The following is a 19,399-nucleotide window of genomic DNA, read 5'->3' as shown; positions in this document are numbered from 1 at the left end:
ATATGGGGTTTTCCCCATACATCCATATCGATTCGGTCAACACTTCCCAAACAACTGTCCCTTGGGTAAAGCTGTGCCCTCGTCCGGCACTGGATTCTTCACCTACAAGGGATGCCGATGACCCTCACCCCCAAGAGACGCGTGGCCCGAATAACCGCGGCCGCCGGTCTCGTCGCCGCGCTCTCCGCGGCCGGGCCGATACCCATGGCCTTCTCCGCCGACGCACCGTCCACCGCCGCGCCCACGGACGGAACCGTCAAGTCCGCGGCCGCCAAGCTAGGTTCGGACGACGCCGATCTGCTCGCCACGGCCAAGGCCGACGGCGACAAGAACGTCACGATGATGATCGCGACCGCTCCGGGCCAGACCGAGCAGGTCGCCGACCAGCTGGACGCGGTCAAGGGCGGCTCCGTGGGCCGTACTTACGACAAGCTCGGCTACGTCCGCGCCACCGTCCCGACGGGCAAGGCCGACTCGGCCATCGCCGCCGCCGCGAAGCTGTCCTCCGTCCACGCGATCGACCTGCGCCAGGAGATCGCCCTCGACGACCCGACCCCGAGCGCGGACACCGCGAAGGGCGCCGCCAAGGCGACGAAGACCGTCACCTACCCGGGGCCCAGCAAGACCACCCCCGCCGAGAACCCGTACAACCCGTCCTTCGAGACGGGCGCCGTCGACTTCGTGAAGAAGAACCCGAAGGCGGACGGCCGCGGCATCACCATCGGCATCCTCGACTCCGGCGTCGACCTCGGCCACCCTGCGCTGCAGAAGACCACCACCGGCGAGCGCAAGATCGTGGACTGGGTCACCTCGACCGACCCGATCCTCGACAACGACCAGACCTGGCGCCCGATGATCACGGCCGTGTCCGGCCCGACCTTCACCTACGGCGGCTCGACATGGACGGCGCCGACGGGGTCGTACGAGATCAGCACCTTCAGGGAGTCGTACACCACCGGCGGTGACGCGAAGGGCGACGCGAACCGGGACGGTGACACCACCGACTCGTGGGGCGTGCTCTACGACCCGGCGGCCGGCACGGTGACGGTCGACCTGAACAACAACCACGACTTCGGCGACGACACGCCGATGAAGCCGTACAAGGACGGGTACCAGATCGGCTACTTCGGTACCGACAACCCGGCGACGGACGTCGTCGAGCGGCAGCCGTTCGTGGTGCAGATCCGCAAGGACGTACCTATGGACCCGTACGGCGGGTCGTGGGTCGGCAAGACCGCCGACTTCGTCAACATCGGCGTCATCGAGTCCGAGCACGGCACTCACGTCGCCGGTATCACCGCCGCCAACGGCCTGTTCGGCGGCAAGATGAACGGCGCGGCCCCGGGCGCGAAGATCGTCTCCTCGCGCGCCTGCACCTGGACCGGCGGCTGCACCAACGTGGCGCTCACCGAGGGCATGATCGACCTCGTCGCCAACCGCGGTGTCGACATCGTCAACATGTCGATCGGCGGCCTGCCCGCGCTGAACGACGGCAACAACGCGCGCGCCGAGCTGTACACGCGGCTCATCGACACCTACGGCGTGCAGCTCGTGATCTCGGCCGGCAACTCCGGTCCGGGCGCCAACACGATCGGCGACCCCGGTCTGGCCGACAAGGTGATCTCGGTCGGCGCGGCCATCTCCAAGGAGACCTGGGCCTCCAACTACGGCTCGCAGGTGGAGCGGAAGTACCAGCTGCTGCCGTTCTCCTCGCGCGGCCCGCGTGAGGACGGCGGCTTCACGCCGACGCTCGTCGCGCCCGGTGCCTCGATCAACTCCACCCAGACCTGGCTGCCGGGCTCCCCGGTCGCCGAGGCGGGCTACACCCTGCCGGCCGGCTACTCGATGCTCCAGGGCACCTCGATGGCCTCCCCGCAGGCCGCGGGCGCCTCGGCGCTGCTGCTGAGCGCCGCCAAGCAGAAGCACATCGCCCTCACCCCGGCGACCCTGCGCACGGCGCTGACCTCGACGGCCCATCACATCAAGGGTGTTCAGGCGTACGAGGAGGGCGCGGGCCTCATCGACATCGGGGACGCGTGGCAGTCCATCCGGGACGGCGCCACCGCCCACGACTACACGGTCAAGGCTCCCGTCGACACCGCGATCGACTACGCGCTGAAGACCCCGGGCTTCGGCACGGGACTGTACGACCGCGAGGGCGGCCTCAAGGCCGGCGGGAAGAAGACGTACGACGTCGTCATCACGCGAACCACCGGCGCGGACAAGGCCGTTCGGCATGAGCTGAGCTTCGCGAACAACGCCGGCGGCACCTTCCGGATCGCCGGCTCCGACGAGGTGAAGCTCCCGCTGAACCAGCCGGTGACCGTCAAGGTGCAGGCGGCGCCGAAGAGTTCGGGCATCAAGAGCGCGATCCTCGAGGTCGACGACCCGAAGACCGAGGGCCTCGACAAGCAGATCCTCACCACGGTCGTGGTCTCGACTCCCGTCAACTACACCTACTCCAAGTCGAGTTCGGTGCAGCGCAACAGCACGCAGTCGTACTTCGTGACCGTCCCCGAGGGCGCCAAGGCCTTCGAGGTCGCGATCAGCGGGCTGAAGGACAAGAGCCAGACGCGGTTCATCTCGATCCACCCGTACGGCGTTCCGGTCGAGGACACGGGCACCCCGTACTGTTACAACAACTACCTCGACGGCAACGGCTGCAAGCCCGACGTGCGGTCGTACGCCGACCCGCAGGCCGGTGTCTGGGAGATCGAGGTCGAGTCGCGCCGTACCTCGCCGCTGCTCGACAACCCGTACAAGCTGGACGCCACCGTCCTCGGCGCGGCCTTCGACCCGGAGACCGTGACCGTGCCCGAGGCCAAGGTAGGCGTCCCGGCCACCGCCTCGTGGAAGGTGACCAACAAGTACGCGGCGCTGGACGGCACGTTGAAGGGCGGCCCGCTCGGTTCCTCGCTGACCGCGCGGCCCACCATCACCGAGGGCGTCACCCAGACCACCACGGTCGACGTCCCCGCCGGCGCCACCTCGCTGGACGTCTCCATCGGCAACGTCTCGGACACGGCGGCGGACCTGGACCTGACGGTGAAGAACGCCGCCGGTACGGTCGTCGGCCAGTCCGCCGACGGCGACTCGGAGGAGGCGGTCTCCGTCGCCAACCCGGCCGCCGGGACCTACACCGTCGAGGTCGCGGGCTACTCGGTACCGTCCGGGTCGACCGCGTACGACTACCTGGACGTCTTCTACTCGGCCGCGCTCGGCACGGTCACCGTCGACGACTCGACGCCGGTCAAGCTCGCGACGGGCGCCTCGGCGACCGTCTCCGGCAGCGTCACCGCCCTCGCGGCGGCTCCGGCGGGCCGTGAGTTCTTCGGCCGGGTCCAGCTGGTCAACGCCCACGGCACGGTCGCGGGCCTGGGCAGCGTGAAGATCGAGAAGGTCACGTCGTAGCAGTCGATACGGCGATGAGGGGGCGGGCGTCCGTGCGGGCGCCCGCCCTTCGCGTTGTCAGCCGGCCGGGCAGTCACCCGAGCCCGTGCCGGCACCGGTGAGTGCCCCGACGATCACGGCACGGTCCGCGGCGACGGCATCCTCGCCGACGACCCAGAGGTTCGCCGTGTGCGCTCCCTTCGGGACTCCGACCAGCACATGCTGCCCCTGGCGCGGCGCCGGGTGCGCCCCGGCGGGCAGCACGACCGTGACATCGGCCGGTCCGTGCGCGGGCCGGTAGGAGCGGGTGACGGCGACCGTGATCCGTTTCCGCGGGTCCGAACTCGGCTGTACGCCCGTCACGGTCCCCTCGACGAGGAGGCTGGAGCAGGCCACGTACAGCTCCGGGTCGGACATCGGTCCCGGTGCCTTGGAGCCCCCGCCGGAGCCGCCCGCCGCCTTGGACCCGGAGTCCGCGCTGCTGCTCGACGCCGAGTCCGTGGCGCCCCCGCTGTGCGCGACCAGCCAGGCGAGCCCGGTGATCATGCCCACCACCACCGCCATCGCGAGCGTGCCGTAGGCGAGGGCGCGCAGGCCCGGATGGCGCCGCGGTCGCACCTCGAGCGTGCTGCGCCTCTCGGGCACGGGCCGTTCCGCGGCCAGCGCCTCCCCGATGATCCCCAACTGCTCGCGCAGCAGCGCCACATCGGCCGTCGCGGCCCGGTGCTCGGCCAGGTAGGCGGCGTCCGCGCGGGCCGCCTGAGGCACCGGCTCGCCCGTGATCGCGGCCATCAGCGCGTCCACGCCGTCGTACTCCTCGTTCTGCGTGGCCACGTCACACCACCTCGTCCTCGTGCAGGCGGTCGCGCAGCGCGCGGACCGCCGTGTGCAGCCTGCTCTTGACCGTGCCCTCCGGGATGCCCAGCTCGTGCGCTATGGAACGCACCGGCAGATCGGCGAAGAAGCGGAGGACGAGGACCTGGCGCTGCTGGTCGGGCAGCTCGTCGAGACCCTGGGCCACCGCCAGGGACAGGACGCTCGTGTCCTCGCCGGAGGGATGCGCGAGCTGGCGCAGGGAGGCCAGCCGCTCCCCCACCCGCTCCTGGCGGCGCCTGGCCCGGTGCCAGTCCATGGCGAAGTTCGAGGCGACGACCGCCGCCCACGCCGAGACGTCGCGCGGCGCCTCGTCGCCCTTCGCCGCGCGCTCCAGCAACCGCAGCCGTACCTGCTGGACCCCGTCCGGCAGATCCGCCTGCGGCACCCCGCCGAGCGCGAGCACCGCCCGCACCCGCCGCTCCTGGGCCGCGTCCAGTGGATCATCACCCTCCCGGACCCGACGGGCCATTCTGCGCAGCACAAGCCACCCCCTTCCCGCGTTTCCTCTACGACGCCGCAGCGCACGGAAACGTTCGGAGACGTAGGTCACACTGGCGAGGGCCGTGTCCCATTCCTCGGGCATGCGGGGCAAAGAATTGGACAGGTGGACCGGGGTCGGCCGCATGATGGAAACGCCGCAGATGTACAGGAACAGGTGAAGGAGTCGCTGTGAGGGTCGGAATCGTCGGAGCCACCGGTCAGGTCGGCACGGTCATGCGCAGGATCCTCGTCGAGCGGGCTGCATTTAATTCTCTGGGCCCGACGACCGAGCTGCGTCTGTTCGCCTCGGCCCGTTCGGCGGGGACGGTCCTCGACGGTGTGACGGTGGAGGACGCGGCGACGGCGGACTACTCCGGCCTCGACATCGTGCTGTTCTCGGCGGGCGGCGCGACCTCGAAGGCGCTGGCCGAGAAGGTCGCCTCGCAGGGCGCGGTCGTCATCGACAACTCCTCCGCCTGGCGCAAGGACCCGGACGTACCCCTCGTGGTCTCCGAGGTGAACCCGCACGCGATCGTGGACCGTCCCAAGGGCATCATCGCCAACCCGAACTGCACGACGATGGCCGCGATGCCGGTCCTGAAGCCGCTGCACGCGGAGGCGGGGCTGGAGGCGCTGGTCGTCGCCACCTACCAGGCCGTGTCCGGTTCCGGTGTGGCCGGCGTTGCCGAACTGCACGGCCAGGCGCTGAAGGTCGTCGCCGACGCGGACAAGCTCACGCACGACGGCAGCGCGGTCGACTTCCCCGAGCCGCAGGTCTACAAGCGGCCCATCGCCTTCAACGTGATCCCGTTCGCCGGCTCGATCGTCGACGACGGCCTGAACGAGACCGACGAGGAGCAGAAGCTCCGCAACGAGTCCCGCAAGATCCTGGAGATCCCGGAGCTCAAGGTGTCCGGAACGTGTGTCCGGGTCCCGGTCTTCTCGGGCCACTCGCTCCAGGTCAACGCCCGTTTCGCCCGCCCGATCTCCGTCGAGCGCGCCACGGAACTCCTCGGCGGCGCCCCGGGCGTGGCCCTCTCCGACATCCCGACCCCCCTCCAGGCCGCCGGCCAGGACCCGTCCTACGTCGGCCGCATCCGCGCCGACGAGACGGTCGAGAACGGCCTCGCCCTCTTCATCTCCAACGACAACCTCCGCAAGGGCGCCGCGCTGAACGCGGTACAGATCGCGGAGCTGGTGGCGGCGGAGCTCCAGGGCTGACCCGGTTTTCCTCGCCCCCGCCGCCCCTACCCGTCCCATCCTTCCGGGGCTCCGCCCCAGACCCCGCTCCTCAGACGCCGGAGGGGCTGATTTCGGGCCGCTGTACCTCGTAGAAGAAGCAGCCGTACTCGACGGCCCTGACGTGGACCAGAACCACGGACGGGTCGTCGAAGGCCCTCTGGAAGGCCCCGTCGCCGAGGCTGTCGACCAGCTCGCCCCCGAGGATGCGGCCGTCGGCCGAGTAGCGCCGCAGCACCCGATGGGCGTCCGCGAAGGGGTACCCGGAGCTGGTCGCCGGCCCCCCGCACTCCTCCGCGTGGACGAACACCGGCCCCTGCTCGTCGTACGCCCCCGGATCCGCCCCCGTCTCCGCCGCCCACCGCCGCAGCGGGGCGTACGAGACGAGGGCGATCCGCTCACCCTGTTCGCTGCGGCGCAGGCAGCAGCGGAGCGGAGCGCCGCCCTCCTCATCCGTCGCGGGAACCATTCCGCGCCCCGCATCGTCAGCAGAGCGCAGCTCCTTCAGAACCGTGGGGTCGATGGGTCGTGCCGTGTACGTCGTCATGACTCCAGGCTCGCGCTCGTCCGCCCCGCTGACCGGCGGGATACGGACATCGCGTTCCGGTCAGGTCCCGTGGAAGGATGGCGCAACCCACACATAACGAGGAGATGACCGCGTGCCTGGCACAAACCTGACTCGCGAAGAGGCGCAGCAGCGGGCGACGCTGCTCACCGTTGACTCGTACGAGATCGATCTCGACCTCTCCGGCGCGCAGGAGGGCGGGACCTACAGGTCCGCGACGACGGTGCGCTTCGATGTGACGGAGGGCGGCACCGAGTCCTTCATCGACCTGGTCGCCCCGGCCGTCCACGAGGTGACGCTGAACGGTGACCCGCTCGACCCGGAAGAGGTCTTCAAGGACTCGCGGATCGCGCTGGCCGGGCTGTTGGAAGGGCCCAACGTCCTGCGCGTGGTCGCGGACTGCGCCTACACCAACACCGGTGAGGGACTGCACCGGTTCGTCGACCCGGTCGACCAACAGGCGTACCTCTACACCCAGTTCGAGGTCCCGGACGCGCGCCGCGTGTTCGCGAGCTTCGAGCAGCCGGACCTGAAGGCCACCTTCCAGTTCACCGTGAAGGCGCCGACGGGCTGGACCGTCATCTCCAACTCCCCGACGCCCGAACCCCGGGACGACACCTGGGTGTTCGAGCCGACGCCCCGCATCTCGACGTACATCACGGCGCTCATCGTCGGGCCGTACCACTCGGTCCACAGCGTGTACGAGAAGGACGGGCAGTCCGTCCCGCTCGGCATCTACTGCCGGCCCTCGCTCGCCGAGTACCTCGACTCCGACGCGATCTTCGAGGTGACGCGGCAGGGATTCGACTGGTTCCAGGAGAAGTTCGCCTACGCGTACCCCTTCAAGAAGTACGACCAGCTGTTCGTCCCGGAGTTCAACGCGGGCGCGATGGAGAACGCCGGTGCCGTCACCATCCGGGACCAGTACGTCTTCCGTTCCAAGGTGACCGACGCCGCCTACGAGGTGCGCGCGGAGACGATCCTGCACGAGCTGGCCCACATGTGGTTCGGCGACCTCGTGACCATGGAGTGGTGGAACGACCTGTGGCTGAACGAGTCGTTCGCCACGTACACCTCCATCGCCTGCCAGGCGTACGCGCCGGACTCGCGCTGGCCGCACTCGTGGACGACGTTCGCCAACTCGATGAAGACCTGGGCGTACCGGCAGGACCAACTGCCGTCCACGCACCCGATCATGGCCGAGATCCGCGACCTGGACGACGTCCTCGTCAACTTCGACGGCATCACGTACGCCAAGGGCGCGAGCGTCCTGAAGCAGCTCGTCGCGTACGTCGGCATGGACGAGTTCTTCGCGGGCGTGCAGGCGTACTTCAAGCGCCACGCGTACGGCAACACCCGTCTGTCCGACCTGCTCGGCGCGCTGGAGGAGACCTCCGGGCGCGACCTGAGCGCCTGGTCGAAGGCGTGGCTGCAGACCGCCGGCATCAACATCCTGCGCCCGGAGATCGAGACGGACGCCGACGGCGTGATCACCGCCTTCGCGATCCGCCAGGAGGCCCCGGCACTGCCCACCGGCGCCAAGGGCGAACCGACCCTGCGCCCGCACCGGATCGCGGTCGGCCTCTACGAACTCGACGAAGAGACCGGCAAGTTGGTGCGTGACGAGCGCGTCGAGCTGGACGTGGACGGCGAGTTGACCGCCGTACCGCAACTGGTCGGCAAGCGCCGTCCGGATGTCGTCCTGCTCAACGACGACGACCTGTCGTACGCGAAGGTCCGCCTCGACGAGCAGTCACTGGCCTTCGTCACCGAGCACCTGGGCGACTTCGAGTCCTCCCTCCCCCGCGCCCTGTGCTGGGCCTCGGCCTGGGACATGACCCGCGACGCCGAACTCGCCACCCGCGACTACCTCTCCCTCGTCCTGTCGGGCATCGGCAAGGAGTCCGACATCGGTGTCGTGCAGTCGCTGCAACGGCAGGTGAAGCTGGCGATCGAGCTGTACGCCGACCCGGCCGCCCGGGAGGCCCTGCTCACCCGCTGGACGGACGCCACGCTGGCGCACCTGCGCTCCGCCGAGGCGGGCAGCGACCACCAGCTGGCGTGGGCCCGCGCGTTCGCCGCCACGGCCCGCACCCCGGAGCAACTCGACCTGCTGGACGCCCTGTTGGAGGGCACGCAGACCATCGAGGGCCTGGCCGTCGACACCGAGCTGCGCTGGGCGTTCGTCGAACGCCTCGCGTCCGTGGGCCGGTTCGACGAGTCGGAGATCGCCGGCGAGTACGAGCGGGACAAGACGGCCGCCGGTGAGCGCCACGCGGCGACCGCCCGTGCCGCCCGCCCGACCGAGGAGGCGAAGGCGGAGGCCTGGGCACAGGTCGTCGAGTCCGACAAGCTCCCCAACGCCCTTCAGGAGGCGGTGATCTCGGGCTTCGTCCAGACCGACCAGCGCGAACTGCTGGCGCCGTACACGGAGAAGTACTTCGCGGCGGTCAAGGAGATCTGGGACGCCCGTTCGCACGAGATCGCCCAGCAGATCGCGGTCGGCCTCTACCCGTCGATCCAGGTCTCCCAGGACACCCTGGACCGCACGGACGCGTGGCTGACGGCCGCCGAGCCCAACGCGGCCCTCCGCCGCCTGGTCTCGGAGTCCCGCTCGGGCGTGGAGCGCGCCCTGAAGGCCCAGGCCGCGGACGCGGCTGCTTCGTAGTCACTTCTTCTACGGCCATGAGGGGCGCCCGGCGTGACGCCGGGCGCCCTTTGCCGTCACCCCGGGAACATCCCGCCCGTGACATTCACGAACGTGCCGGTGATGCTCGCCGCATGGTCCGAGGCGAGGAACACGGCGGTCGCGGTGATCTCGGCGAGGGTGGGGTTGCGGCGGGTCATGCGCAGGCTCGACAGGTGGTCCAGGATCCCCTGGATCGCCGCCTCATTGAGGCCGGGGTTGACCTTGCCGAGCTTCTCGACGGTGAGCGTCTCGGGGATGCCCGCGGCCCAGATCCCGACCGCGCGCACCCCGCGCGGGCCCAGCTCCATCGCCAGGTTGCGCACCAGGCTGTCGGTCGCCGCGTCGGCCGGACCGGTGCCGCCCATCATCGGACTGCCGTGCGCGGAACCGCTGTTGAGGGTGAGGACGACACCGGAGCCGCGCTCGGCCATGCGGCGGGCGGCGGCGCGGGCGGTGATGAAGTTGGCGCGGGTGCCGTTGATCACCGGCGCCAGGAAGTCGTCGACGGGCATGTCGGTGATGGGCAGGCCCTGAACGTCGCCGCGCGAGACGAGGTTGAAGGACACGTCCACGTCCCCGACCCGGGCGAGGTGTTCCTCCACGGCCGTCTCGTCGAGCGCGTCGACGACGGCCACCTCGGCGTCCTTGAGGCCCGTTTTCTCGATGTCGGCGGCCACGGCCTCCAGCGTCTCCAGGGTGCGTCCCACAAGGTGGACGCGGGCGCCCTCGGCGGCGAAGGCACGGGCGACCGCGCCGCCGATCGAGCCGCCGGCGCCGTAGACGACCGCGGTCCTGTCGGTGAGCAGCATGGTGATCTCCTTGTGGGTCGGGTGTCGTTCGAGTCGGCTGTACAGACGCACGCGGGGCCCACCACTCATCGGTCACAGCCGCAGGGGCAGTCCGAAGGCCGGGAACAGGTGCGGTTCGAAGGAGGTGATCTCCACGATCCGGTCGTCGGCGCCGAAGCGGAGCACGTCGAGAACCTGCGCGCGGTAGACGGTCGTTCCGGGCCGTCGGACGTAACCCCCGGCCGCGAGCTGCCCGTTGGCGCGGGCGGGGAGATGACGCCAATGTCCGAGGAACATGGGCGAGTTGGGGTCGAGGCTGACGCTCAGGAACTCCACGAGCGCGTCGCGGCCGGTGAACCAGAACGGGTTCGGCGGCATGGTGAGGGTGACGTCCTCGCTGAGCAGCGCGGCGACCTCGGACAGGTCGAGGCGTTCGGCGGCGGCCATGTACCGCTTGACCAGGGCGCGTTGATGCTCGGTGGGTCCCTCGGCCGTCCAGTCCGCACGCCGGCCGGGGAGCCGGTCGCGCAGGGTGGGGCGGGCGCGTTGCAGCGCGCTGTTGACCGAGGCCACGGTCATGTCGAGGGCCTCGCCGGTCTCGACGGCGGTCAGCCCGAGCACATCGCGCAGCACCAGCACCGCGCGCTGGCGCGGCGGGAGATGCTGGACGGCGGCCAGGAAGACCAGTTCGAGGGTCTCCCGGGAGACGGCGGCGGCCTCCGGCTGCTCCTCGGCGGAGGCGGAGGGCAACTCGTCGTCGGGGTAGGGCTGTAGCCAGGTGATACGGGCGGGCGGCTCCCCGCCACCGTGGTTCATGCCGGGCAGCGGCTCGTAGCGCTTGGGGCGGCGGGCCGTACGGCGCTGGAAGTCCAGGCAGGCGTTGGTGGCGATGCGATACAGCCAGGTACGGGCACCGGCCCGCCCCTGAAAGGTGTCCCGGGCCCGCCAGGCCCGCAGGAACGTCTCCTGCACCAGGTCCTCGGCATCGTCGTACGACCCGGTCATGCGGTAGCAGTGGACCTGGATCTCACGACGGTGGGACTCGACGAGCGCGGCGAAGTCGCCTTCGTCCACCGGGACTTCCGTAACGGCCGTGCGGGTGACGGATTCCTGAGCGGTGTCACGCGCCGTACGGGCCACCCGCCTCAGCCGCGCGACGGACGAGGACAGTTCCGTCACCCCGGAGTAGAGGACGGAGGGCGGCTGCGGCACCAGCTGCTCCACCTGCCGCCCGATCTCCTTGATCAGTCCGTCGACACCTGGCTCGGCACTCCCCTGCCGCTCCCGGTAGGCCTTCTGCCGGCAGGCGGCGGAGCAGTAGACGGAACGCCGACCGGTACGGCCCGCCCGCGCGGTGAGCGGCTTGCCACAGCTGGGGCAGGATTTATCGGCCACGGGCGCCTCCGGCGTTGCGTCACGGCGTTCCCGCGTGACGCTACCTCCCGGACGGGAACGGACGGGGGACGCGCCCCGATCTGTCCGGCGACCGTCGCCCCGAACGCCAGCGCCATCCCGGCGAGCTGCAGCGGTGTGAGCGCCTGCCCCAGCGCCGCCCAGCCGACGACGGCAGCGGTCAGCGGGGACAGCGGGCCGAGGAGGGTGACCTGGGTGGCGGAGAGCCGGCCGATGCCGCGGAACCAGAGCCAGTACGCGACCGCCGTGTTCGCCAGCGCGAGGTACAGATAGCCGCCGACCGCCCGCCCGTCGAGCGCGGGCGGCGCCCCCTCGGCCAGGAAGGCGACGGGGGCTGTCAGCAGGCCGCCCGCGGTGAGCTGCCAGCCGGTGAGGGCGAGCGGGCCGACGCCGTCCGGGCGGCCCCACCGCTTGGTCAGCACGGTGCCGGTGGACATGGAGGCCGTGGACGCGAAGGCCGCGAGCACGCCGACCGGGTCGAGCGCGCCGGCCGCCTTCAGTACGACGAGACTGACGCCGAAGGCCGCGAGGGCACCGGTGAGCACGCTCCGGGCCGTGGGCCGCTGCCCCAGCAGGACCGCCGAGAGGCCCACGACGATCAGCGGCCCGATCGAGCCGACGACCGCCGCCATCCCGCCGGGGAGCCGGTACGCGGACAGGAACAGCAGCGGGAAGAAGGCCCCGATGTTCAGCGCGCCGAGCACCGTCGCCTTCCACCACCAGGCCCCGCGCGGCAGCACCCGGGCCAGCGCGAGGAGCACGAGACCGGCGGGGAGGGCGCGCATCAGGCCGGTGAAGAGGGGGCGGTCGGGCGGAAGGAACTGGGTGGTGACGGCGTAGGTGGTGCCCCAGGAGACGGGGGCGAGGGCGGTGAGGACGATGGTGGCGGAGCGGTTCATGCCATCTCCTTCAGAAGTAGCTTGCCGTTAATTAGCTTAGCCGCAAGCAACTTTCCGTCAAGTCACTTTCTTGCGGTCGACCCGTCGACCGGCCGATACTCGACCCATGAGTGCACGCCCCGAGCAGCGCAAGGACCCCGTCGACGCGATCGTCGAGCAGTGGGCGGTGGTGCGGCCCGACCTGGACACCGCCGCGATGGAGGTCTTCGGGCGGATCTTCCGGCTCTCCCGGGCCATGGGCGACAGCATGGAGAAGGCCTACGCGCCGCACGGCATCTCGCGCGGCGAGTTCGACGTCCTCGCGACCCTGCGCCGCGCCGGCGAGCCGTACACCCTCTCGCCGCGCCAGCTCTCGGCGACGCTGATGCTCACCACAGGCGGCATGACCGGCCGCCTCGACAAACTGGAACGGGCCGGCCTGCTCCGCCGCTCCCCCGACCCGCACGACCGGCGCGGGCTCCAAGTGACCCTGACGGAGAAGGGGTTGACGCTGATCGACGAGGCGGTCGACGCGGGACTGGCAGCCCAGCAGAAGGCCCTGTCCGCCGCGCTGGACGAGGAACGGGCCGGACAACTTGCCGATCTACTACGGGAGTTGCTGAACGGGACGGCGGCCGCCGCGCGGGAGTGACATCGCTTCGAGGAGCCCGCCGTGTCAGGCGCTTCGGTCGCCCGGTCGCCGGGGCGACTGCCCGTACGTGCCGCGGTAGACGCGGCGGAAATGGCTGGGGTCGGCGAACTGCCGGCGTGCCGCGATGTCGGCGACGGTGTACGGGCTGCCCGGAAGGCCGAGTTCGCGGCGGGCGCCTTCGAGACGGCGGCGGCGCACATGGGCCATGACGGACTCGCCGTCCGCGAAGGCCCGGTGGAGGGTGCGGACGGAGACGTTCAGCGCCCGGGCGATGGCGGCCGGGGTCAGCTCCGGGTCCCTCAGCCGGCTGCCGGCGCAGGCGGCGGCCGCGGCCCTCGGCGACCGGAGCGGGACCGCGACGGTTGCGTGGGTGCGGATGAGTCCGGTCAGCAGCCGGCCAACGCCTCGCCGGCCGCGTGCGTGGCCGCCGGGCCGAGCTGGTCCGCGAGGGACCAGGCGGCGTCGGGATGGGCGAGGAACAGCCGGGACTCCGGGGCCGTGACGGGAGCGACGGTCAGGGCCGGCAGCCGGGTCCGGTGCAGATGGTCGAGCAGGCCGGCCCTGGGCACGATGAGCACCCGGCAGTCGGTCGGTGCGGTGTAGGCGAACTGCCAGAAGGTGTGCAGGTCACGGACACGGAGGGTGCCGGGGCCCAGGTCGGCCCGCCGGCCGGTGTCCTGGCCGGCGCCTACGCCGGCCGGCACGAGGGCGAACCGCGCAACGCCACGGCGTCGTCAACCCCGATCTCGGCCGCGAGATCTACGGCCGCAGCCTGCTCGGCATCGCCGGACAGCCCACGTTCATGATCTGACCGGCGGGAGAACACGCCGAGGGCGTCCGCCGCACCGTCGTGGTGAGGTGGACGCCCTCGTGAAACGTGAGGTCAGACCTTCGCGTCGGCGGCGGTGCCGGCGCCGGTCTTCGTGGTGGACTTGGCCTTCGGCGCACGGTCCTTGGACTTGTCCAGCACCAGCACCAGGCCCGCGATGATCGCGAACAGGGCCAGCGGGCACAGGACAAAGAGCCCCAGCGTCTCGGCGACGCTCAGGCCGTTGCCCGGGTCGTCACCGTCGTCGCGGGTGAGCGCGAGCGCGGGGGACGTCATGAGCAGCATCATCAGCGTCGTACCGGCAACCAGGGCACCGGCGCGCAGGGCGTTCTTCTTGTCCACAACGCAAAAGTAGCGAACGCCCGAACGAGCCGCGCGCCCGGGGGTGCCGTATGGGGCGTACGGGCGTCACGGCCCCCCTTCCGCGCCCCCGCCCGAGCCCCCTTCCGTACCGGTCTCCAACCCCGCCCGCAGCACATCCACCAGCGCGTGCAGCCTCGGGGACGCGGCGAGTTCCTCCAGGGTCACGGGCCGGCCCTCCGCGTCGGCGACCGGGAGGCGCCAGTTCGGGTACTGGTCCCAGGTGCCGGGGAGGTTCTGCGGGCGGCGGTCGCCGATCGTGTCGGGGAGCCAGACGCCGATCATGCGGGCGGGGGTGCGGAGCAGGAAGCGGTGGACGGCGTGGATCTCCGCCTCCTCCTCGGACGCGGGCCGCCCGCCGCCCGTCGCGGGTTCGTAGAGGCCGAGCCGGGCCAGCAGGGCCAGCCACTCCCCCACATCGGTGGCGGACTCGACGCGCTCCTCCTCCACCGGGCGGGTCAACAGGCCCAGCCGGTGCCGGAGTTCGACGTGTTCGCCGGTGAGCCGGGCCGCGGTGGGCGGCAGGTCGTGGGTGGTGGCGGTGGCGAGGCAGTCGGCGCGCCACTGCTCGGGCGCGAGGGGCCGGCCGTCGCCGTCCCAGTCCCGTTCGAACCACAGCACCGACGTGCCGAGCACCCCGCGCTCCTGCAACTCCTCGCGCACACCCGGCTCCACGGTCCCCAGGTCCTCGCCGATCACCACCGACCCGGCGCGGGAGGCCTCCAGCGCGAGGATCGCGAGCATGGCCTCGGCGTCGTAGCGGACGTAGGTGCCCTCGGTGGGCGGGCGGCCCTGGGGGACCCACCACAGGCGGAACAGGCCCATGACGTGGTCGATGCGCAGGGCGCCGGCGTAGCGGAAGAGCGCGCGGAGCAGACGGCGGTAGGGGGCGTAGCCCGACTCGGCGAGGCGGTCGGGGCGCCAGGGGGGCAAACCCCAGTCCTGGCCGAGGGAGTTGAAGGCGTCGGGAGGCGCGCCGACCGACATGCCGGCTGCGAAGTGGTCCTGCTGCGCCCAGGCGTCGGCGCCGTCGGGATGCACGCCCACGGCGAGGTCGTGCACGACTCCGAGCGGCATGCCCGCTTCCCGTGCGGACCTTTGGGCTGCGGTGAGTTGGGTGTCGGTGAGCCAGGCGAGGCGGGAGTGGAAGTCGACGCGGTCCATCAACTCGGCGCGGGCGCGGGCGGTTTCGGGCGATCGGGGGTCGCGCAGACCGGCGGGCCACCGGTGCCAGTCCGAACCGTGCACCTCGGCCAGGGCGGACCAGGTGGCGTGGTCCTCCAGCGCCTCGCCCTCGCGGGCGAGGAAGTCGGCGTAGGCGGCCCGCCGTCCGGGCCCGAGCGGCACCTGGCGCACCAGTTCCAGCGCCTCCCGCTTGAGCTCCCACACGGCGTCGCGGTCGATCAACGCGCCCTTCTCCAGCACGGATTCACGCAGCCGCGCGGCTCGTTCGAGGAGCCCGCGCACCTGCTCGTGCTCCTCGACGTACGCGAACTCGGGGACGTCCTCGACCCGCAGATATACCGGGTCGGGGAAGCGGCGCGAGGAGGGGCGGTAGGGCGAGGGGTCGGTGGGGGCGCCGGGCACGGCCGCGTGCAAGGGGTTGACCTGCACGAATCCGGCGCCGAGCGCCCGCCCGGCCCAGGCGGCCAACTCGCCCAGGTCGCCGAGGTCGCCCATGCCCCAGGAGTGCCGGGAGAGCAGCGAGTAGACCTGCACCATCAGCCCGTACGACCGTCCGGCGGGCGTCGGCAACCGGTCCGGGGCGATGACGAGATGGGCCTCGGCGCTGCGGCCGTTCGGGGCGGTGGCGGTCAAGTGGTGGACTCCGGGCGGGAGTTGCTCGACGCCCGTGCGGGTCTCGCCCTGTTCGGTCTCGATGTGCAGCCGGGTGCCCTCGGGCAGCGCGTCGAGCGCGGCGGGGGTGCTGCCGTGCCGGGCCACGACGGTGGGCGGCAACAGCCGTTCGGCCGACTCCTGTTGGCGGGCGGCGAGCGCGGCGCGTACCGCCTGCGGGGTGCTCGCGTCGACGCCGAGGGCGGCCAGTACGGCGACGACGGCGCCGGGCGAGGCCGGGACCGCGCGGTCCGGGGAGGGGCTGTAGGCGGTGGCGACGCCGTGCAGTTCGGCGAGCCGGGACAACTCCTCGCCGAGGGCTTCGACCGGCCGGGGTGCTGTCATCTAGGGCCTCGTCGAGTCCGGGTCGGCGAACACCGCGGACTCGCTGGTGAGCGGGGCCGTGTCGGCGAGTGGCGGCTCGCTGGTGAGGGGTTCGGCGTCGGTCAGCGGGGGTTCGCTGGTGAGCGGGGTCTCGGCCCAGGCGCCCTCGGAGTCGACGTGGAAGAGCTCGGGTTCGAGGGTGGCGGAGGGCTCCGCGGTGCGTTTGGAGCGGGCCGGGAGCGGAAGTGATGCCGATGCGGCCACGGTGGCCTCCTTGTCGGGATGGTCGGGTCGGGCGACGGTCCGGTTACCGCAGCCCTACCCAGTGGGCGCGACGGCAGACCTCCAGGTTGGAGTACGGGCGGCACCGTGGCCACTCCCGTACCGCACACCCGCTGCTTTCCTACTGATCACTATTCACTCAGTACATGTATTCAGTGCATACTGATGCCCATGAGCACCCGCCACATCCTGCTGGGCCTGCTCGCGGGAGGACCGAGCCACGGCTACGACCTCAAGCGACGCCACGACGAACGCTTCCCGCAAGCCCGCCCGCTGGCCTACGGGCAGGTCTACACGACCCTGCAACGCCTGGTCCGGGACGGTCTCGCGGAGGTCGACGGCACCGGCTCGGACGGCGGCCCGGAGCGGACGGCGTACCGCTCGACCGCCGAGGGTTCGCGTGAACTCGCCCACTGGGCAGGGGAGATCGCGCCGCCCGCGCCCTTCGTGACGAACGAGATCTTCGCCAAGGTCGTCGTCTCGATCCTGTCCGGCGGCGACCCCGAGGCGTACCTCCGGGCCCAGCGCGCCGCCCACATGGAGCGGATGCGCGAACTCACGGCGCTCAAGACCGCCAAGGGCGCCGACCTGGCGACCGTCCTCTCGGCGGACTACGCCCTCAACCACCTTGACGCGGACCTCCGTTGGATGGCGACGACGGCGGCCCGGCTGACCACTCTGACCGCGGAGGTCGACACAGCATGAGCGACAACGGGGGTACGGCGGCGCCGCTGCTCACGGCCCGGGACCTCGCCAAGACGCACGGCAGGACCCGGGCGCTGGACGGCGCCTCGGTCGACCTGGCGGCCGGCGAGATCCTCGCCGTCACGGGGACCAGCGGCAGCGGCAAGAGCACCCTGCTGCACTGCCTGGCCGGGATCGTCCGCCCCGACGAGGGGACGGTGACGTATGCCGGGGAGCGGCTGGACGAGCTGCCGGAGAAGCGCCTCAGTGAGCTGCGGCGGACCGAGTTCGGGGTGGTCTTCCAGTTCGGTCAGCTGATACCCGAGCTGACGGCCGCCGACAACGTGGGCCTGCCCCTGCTGCTGGCCGGGGCCACCCGCGCCGAGGCGCGGCAGCGGGCCGGTGAGTGGCTGGAGCGGTTCGGGGTGCGCGGGCAGGCCGAGCTGCGGCCCGGCGCGCTGAGCGGCGGCCAGGCCCAGCGGGTCGCACTCGCCCGGGCCCTGGTGACCGGCCCGCGGATCGTCTTCGCGGACGAACCGACCGGCGCCCTGGACTCCCTGGCGAGCGAGCAGGTGATGACGGCCCTGGTCGGCACGGCCCGCGAGTCCGGTACGGCGGTCCTGCTGATCACCCATGACGCGCAGGTCGCGGCCTACGCGGACCGCGAGATCCGGCTGGCGGACGGAACCGTGGCGCGGGCGGGGGTGACGGCATGAGTTCCCTGAGATCCGATCTCCGGCTGGCCTGGCTGCTCACCCGGGGGTCCGACCGCCGGGAGTGGTGGCGCGTCCTGCTCACCGCTGTCGGGGCGGCGCTGGCGACCGGCCTCGGTCTGGTCGTCGCCGCGCTGCTGCCGCTGAAGGGGCACCACACCGTGCCCGTGGGCGGCGGGCTGCTCGACAGGGCCGATACCCGGATCGGTACGGTCGCCGCGCTGTTGCTGCTGTTCATCCCGGTGCTCGGCTTCCTGGGCCAGTGCGCCCGCGTCGGCGCTGTGCACCGCGACCGGCGGCTGGCCGCCCTGCGGCTCGCGGGGGCCACCCCCGGCCAGACCCGGCGGATCGCGGCGCTGGAGTCCGGGCTGGCCTGTCTGGCGGGCTCGGCGGTGGCCACGGCCGTCTCCGTACCGGCCCTGTTGCGGCTGTGGCACAGCCCCGTGCCCCTGGCCTGGGCGGGCATCGCCGTGGTGACCGTCGGAGTGCCGGTGCTGGGCGCGACGGTGAGCGCGCTGATGCTGCGCCGGGTGGTGACCTCTCCCCTGGGGCGGCTGCGGCGGCTGCGGCCGGCCGAAGGCCCGGGGCGGCTGTTCCGGGTGGCGACGGCGGTGCTGGCGCTGACGGTGGTGTACATCGTGACCACGCCCTTCCACGACGTGCCGTTCCAGTTCGCCCTCACCCCGCTCACGGTCGTCGGCCTGTGCCTGCTGATCGGCGCCGTCGCGGTGTGGCTGACCGGTGCCTCGGCCCGGCAGCTCGGTGAGGGCCTGGCCGCCCGCGCCCAGCGCCCGGCGCTGCTGATCGCGGCGGAGCGCCTGCGCGAGGATCCCTGGGCGGCGGCCCGTACGCACGCCGCGGTACTGCTCGTGACGGTCGTCGGCTCGGGCTTCATGGGGATACGGCAGGTGCTGCTCTCGGTCCTGCGCGACCGGGCGGACCGGTACGCGAAGGGCATCGGGTTCTACGAGAACGGGCTGAACCTCGTGGGCCTCGCGCTCCTCTTCGCGCTCGCCCTGGTCCTGACCGCGCTCGCCGTCGGCACCGCCGAGTCCGTCGCCACCCGGCGCCGCGGGCTCGCCGCCCAGGTGGCGGCCGGGGTGCCGTACCCGGTGCTCGCGCGGGCGACCCTGCTGGAGACCGCGGTGCCGCTGGCACCCGCGCTCACGCTGGCGGGCCTCGGCGGCCTGACGATCGGCGTCTGGTACGGCAGCGCCGCCTCGGAGCACACGGCCGTCCCGGTGCCGTACGACGCGCTGCTGGTCCCGGTCGCGGTGTACGCGGCCTGTCTGCTGGCGGCGGCCACGTCACTGCCGCTGCTGCGCCGCTCGGTGCGTCCCGGCGAACTGCGCTACGCATGACCGTCCGCCCCGGGGGCACAGGGGACTCCCGGGGCGGACC

General features: G+C 71.8%; 18 protein-coding genes. 7 read left to right on the top strand and 11 right to left on the bottom strand.

Features of this window, described 5'->3' with window-relative positions:
• Window positions 1–117 precede the first annotated feature (117 nt).
• On the top strand, window positions 118–3,411 hold the full coding sequence (locus tag ACFXC1_RS29405) for a S8 family serine peptidase (RefSeq protein WP_381247888.1): 3,294 nt from the start codon (window positions 118–120) through the stop codon (window positions 3,409–3,411).
• A 57-nt stretch (window positions 3,412–3,468) separates the two neighbouring features.
• Here ACFXC1_RS29405 and ACFXC1_RS29400 read toward each other — a convergent pair whose 3' ends face one another.
• Entirely contained in the window at window positions 3,469–4,224 is a 756-nt protein-coding gene (locus ACFXC1_RS29400) for a hypothetical protein (protein ID WP_381247885.1), read from the bottom strand.
• Window position 4,225: 1 nt separating this feature from the next.
• The gene (locus tag ACFXC1_RS29395; protein WP_359614267.1) at window positions 4,226–4,735 is read right to left on the bottom strand and encodes a sigma-70 family RNA polymerase sigma factor; all 510 of its coding nucleotides are present in this window, start codon (window positions 4,733–4,735) and stop codon (window positions 4,226–4,228) included.
• Window positions 4,736–4,935: 200 nt separating this feature from the next.
• Here ACFXC1_RS29395 and ACFXC1_RS29390 point away from each other — a divergent pair, with 200 nt between their 5' ends.
• Window positions 4,936–5,967, top strand: a complete 1,032-nt coding sequence (locus ACFXC1_RS29390) for an aspartate-semialdehyde dehydrogenase (protein WP_381247880.1) — start codon at window positions 4,936–4,938, stop codon at window positions 5,965–5,967.
• A gap of 70 nt (window positions 5,968–6,037) precedes the next feature.
• On the opposite strand, the gene ACFXC1_RS29385 is transcribed toward ACFXC1_RS29390, so the two are convergent.
• Window positions 6,038–6,532, bottom strand: coding sequence for a DUF1203 domain-containing protein (locus tag ACFXC1_RS29385; protein WP_381247878.1), 495 nt, complete (start codon window positions 6,530–6,532; stop codon window positions 6,038–6,040).
• A 112-nt stretch (window positions 6,533–6,644) separates the two neighbouring features.
• Here ACFXC1_RS29385 and pepN point away from each other — a divergent pair, with 112 nt between their 5' ends.
• On the top strand, window positions 6,645–9,218 hold the full coding sequence (gene pepN / locus ACFXC1_RS29380) for an aminopeptidase N (protein ID WP_381247875.1): 2,574 nt from the start codon (window positions 6,645–6,647) through the stop codon (window positions 9,216–9,218).
• 56 nt (window positions 9,219–9,274) lie between these two features.
• Here the strand turns inward: pepN and ACFXC1_RS29375 are convergent, their stop codons facing one another.
• From ACFXC1_RS29375 to ACFXC1_RS29365, 3 genes are all read right to left on the bottom strand, one after another.
• The gene (locus ACFXC1_RS29375; RefSeq protein WP_381247872.1) at window positions 9,275–10,048 is read right to left on the bottom strand and encodes an SDR family NAD(P)-dependent oxidoreductase; all 774 of its coding nucleotides are present in this window, start codon (window positions 10,046–10,048) and stop codon (window positions 9,275–9,277) included.
• A 72-nt stretch (window positions 10,049–10,120) separates the two neighbouring features.
• On the bottom strand, window positions 10,121–11,275 hold the full coding sequence (locus ACFXC1_RS29370; RefSeq protein ID WP_381248415.1) for a sigma-70 family RNA polymerase sigma factor: 1,155 nt from the start codon (window positions 11,273–11,275) through the stop codon (window positions 10,121–10,123).
• The gene (locus tag ACFXC1_RS29365; protein ID WP_381247869.1) at window positions 11,272–12,339 is read right to left on the bottom strand and encodes an EamA family transporter; all 1,068 of its coding nucleotides are present in this window, start codon (window positions 12,337–12,339) and stop codon (window positions 11,272–11,274) included. The genes ACFXC1_RS29370 and ACFXC1_RS29365 overlap by 4 nt, the downstream gene beginning before the upstream one ends.
• Before the next feature lie 106 nt (window positions 12,340–12,445).
• On the opposite strand from ACFXC1_RS29365, the gene ACFXC1_RS29360 reads away from it, so the two are divergent.
• The gene (locus ACFXC1_RS29360) at window positions 12,446–12,970 is read left to right on the top strand and encodes a MarR family winged helix-turn-helix transcriptional regulator (RefSeq protein WP_381247866.1); all 525 of its coding nucleotides are present in this window, start codon (window positions 12,446–12,448) and stop codon (window positions 12,968–12,970) included.
• 24 nt (window positions 12,971–12,994) lie between these two features.
• Here the strand turns inward: ACFXC1_RS29360 and ACFXC1_RS29355 are convergent, their stop codons facing one another.
• The 5 genes from ACFXC1_RS29355 to ACFXC1_RS29335 form a co-directional block, all read right to left on the bottom strand.
• Complete coding sequence (locus tag ACFXC1_RS29355) at window positions 12,995–13,231, bottom strand: helix-turn-helix domain-containing protein (protein WP_381248412.1); 237 nt, start codon at window positions 13,229–13,231, stop codon at window positions 12,995–12,997.
• Window positions 13,232–13,356: 125 nt separating this feature from the next.
• On the bottom strand, window positions 13,357–13,674 hold the full coding sequence (locus ACFXC1_RS29350; RefSeq protein WP_381247863.1) for a cupin domain-containing protein: 318 nt from the start codon (window positions 13,672–13,674) through the stop codon (window positions 13,357–13,359).
• Between the two features lie 179 nt (window positions 13,675–13,853).
• Entirely contained in the window at window positions 13,854–14,141 is a 288-nt protein-coding gene (locus tag ACFXC1_RS29345) for a hypothetical protein (RefSeq protein ID WP_381247861.1), read from the bottom strand.
• A gap of 66 nt (window positions 14,142–14,207) precedes the next feature.
• The gene (gene malQ / locus ACFXC1_RS29340; protein WP_381247858.1) at window positions 14,208–16,340 is read right to left on the bottom strand and encodes a 4-alpha-glucanotransferase; all 2,133 of its coding nucleotides are present in this window, start codon (window positions 16,338–16,340) and stop codon (window positions 14,208–14,210) included.
• Window positions 16,341–16,583, bottom strand: a complete 243-nt coding sequence (locus ACFXC1_RS29335) for a hypothetical protein (protein WP_381247855.1) — start codon at window positions 16,581–16,583, stop codon at window positions 16,341–16,343. It lies immediately after the preceding gene.
• Between the two features lie 189 nt (window positions 16,584–16,772).
• Here ACFXC1_RS29335 and ACFXC1_RS29330 point away from each other — a divergent pair, with 189 nt between their 5' ends.
• From ACFXC1_RS29330 to ACFXC1_RS29320, 3 genes are read left to right on the top strand one after another with little or no spacing between them, the layout of a single operon-like run.
• Entirely contained in the window at window positions 16,773–17,306 is a 534-nt protein-coding gene (locus ACFXC1_RS29330) for a PadR family transcriptional regulator (RefSeq protein ID WP_381247852.1), read from the top strand.
• Window positions 17,303–18,001 carry an ABC transporter ATP-binding protein gene (locus ACFXC1_RS29325; RefSeq protein ID WP_381247849.1) on the top strand — a complete coding sequence of 233 codons (699 nt, stop codon included), beginning with the start codon at window positions 17,303–17,305 and terminating at the stop codon, window positions 17,999–18,001. Before ACFXC1_RS29330 ends, ACFXC1_RS29325 begins: the two co-directional genes overlap by 4 nt.
• Complete coding sequence (locus tag ACFXC1_RS29320) at window positions 17,998–19,359, top strand: FtsX-like permease family protein (protein WP_381247846.1); 1,362 nt, start codon at window positions 17,998–18,000, stop codon at window positions 19,357–19,359. The genes ACFXC1_RS29325 and ACFXC1_RS29320 overlap by 4 nt, the downstream gene beginning before the upstream one ends.
• Window positions 19,360–19,399: the final 40 nt, after the last annotated feature.

Source organism: Streptomyces hokutonensis, from assembly GCF_042751305.1.
In the GTDB taxonomy this organism is placed as follows: domain Bacteria; phylum Actinomycetota; class Actinomycetes; order Streptomycetales; family Streptomycetaceae; genus Streptomyces; species Streptomyces hokutonensis_A.
The sequence above is the reverse complement of the archived record's forward strand: the minus strand, read 5'-3'. Positions and strand labels throughout refer to the sequence as shown.

Bases quoted from the DNA above. Each gene is read 5' to 3' on its own strand.
- ACFXC1_RS29405 (WP_381247888.1), top strand. From the start codon at position 118: ATGACCCTCACCCCCAAGAGACGCGTGGCCCGAATAACCGCGGCCGCC.
- ACFXC1_RS29395 (WP_359614267.1), bottom strand. From the start codon at position 4,735: ATGGCCCGTCGGGTCCGGGAGGGTGATGATCCACTGGACGCGGCCCAG.
- ACFXC1_RS29385 (WP_381247878.1), bottom strand. From the start codon at position 6,532: ATGACGACGTACACGGCACGACCCATCGACCCCACGGTTCTGAAGGAG.
- ACFXC1_RS29375 (WP_381247872.1), bottom strand. From the start codon at position 10,048: ATGCTGCTCACCGACAGGACCGCGGTCGTCTACGGCGCCGGCGGCTCG.
- ACFXC1_RS29365 (WP_381247869.1), bottom strand. From the start codon at position 12,339: ATGAACCGCTCCGCCACCATCGTCCTCACCGCCCTCGCCCCCGTCTCC.
- ACFXC1_RS29360 (WP_381247866.1), top strand. From the start codon at position 12,446: ATGAGTGCACGCCCCGAGCAGCGCAAGGACCCCGTCGACGCGATCGTC.
- malQ (WP_381247858.1), bottom strand. From the start codon at position 16,340: ATGACAGCACCCCGGCCGGTCGAAGCCCTCGGCGAGGAGTTGTCCCGG.
- ACFXC1_RS29330 (WP_381247852.1), top strand. From the start codon at position 16,773: ATGAGCACCCGCCACATCCTGCTGGGCCTGCTCGCGGGAGGACCGAGC.
- ACFXC1_RS29325 (WP_381247849.1), top strand. From the start codon at position 17,303: ATGAGCGACAACGGGGGTACGGCGGCGCCGCTGCTCACGGCCCGGGAC.
- ACFXC1_RS29320 (WP_381247846.1), top strand. From the start codon at position 17,998: ATGAGTTCCCTGAGATCCGATCTCCGGCTGGCCTGGCTGCTCACCCGG.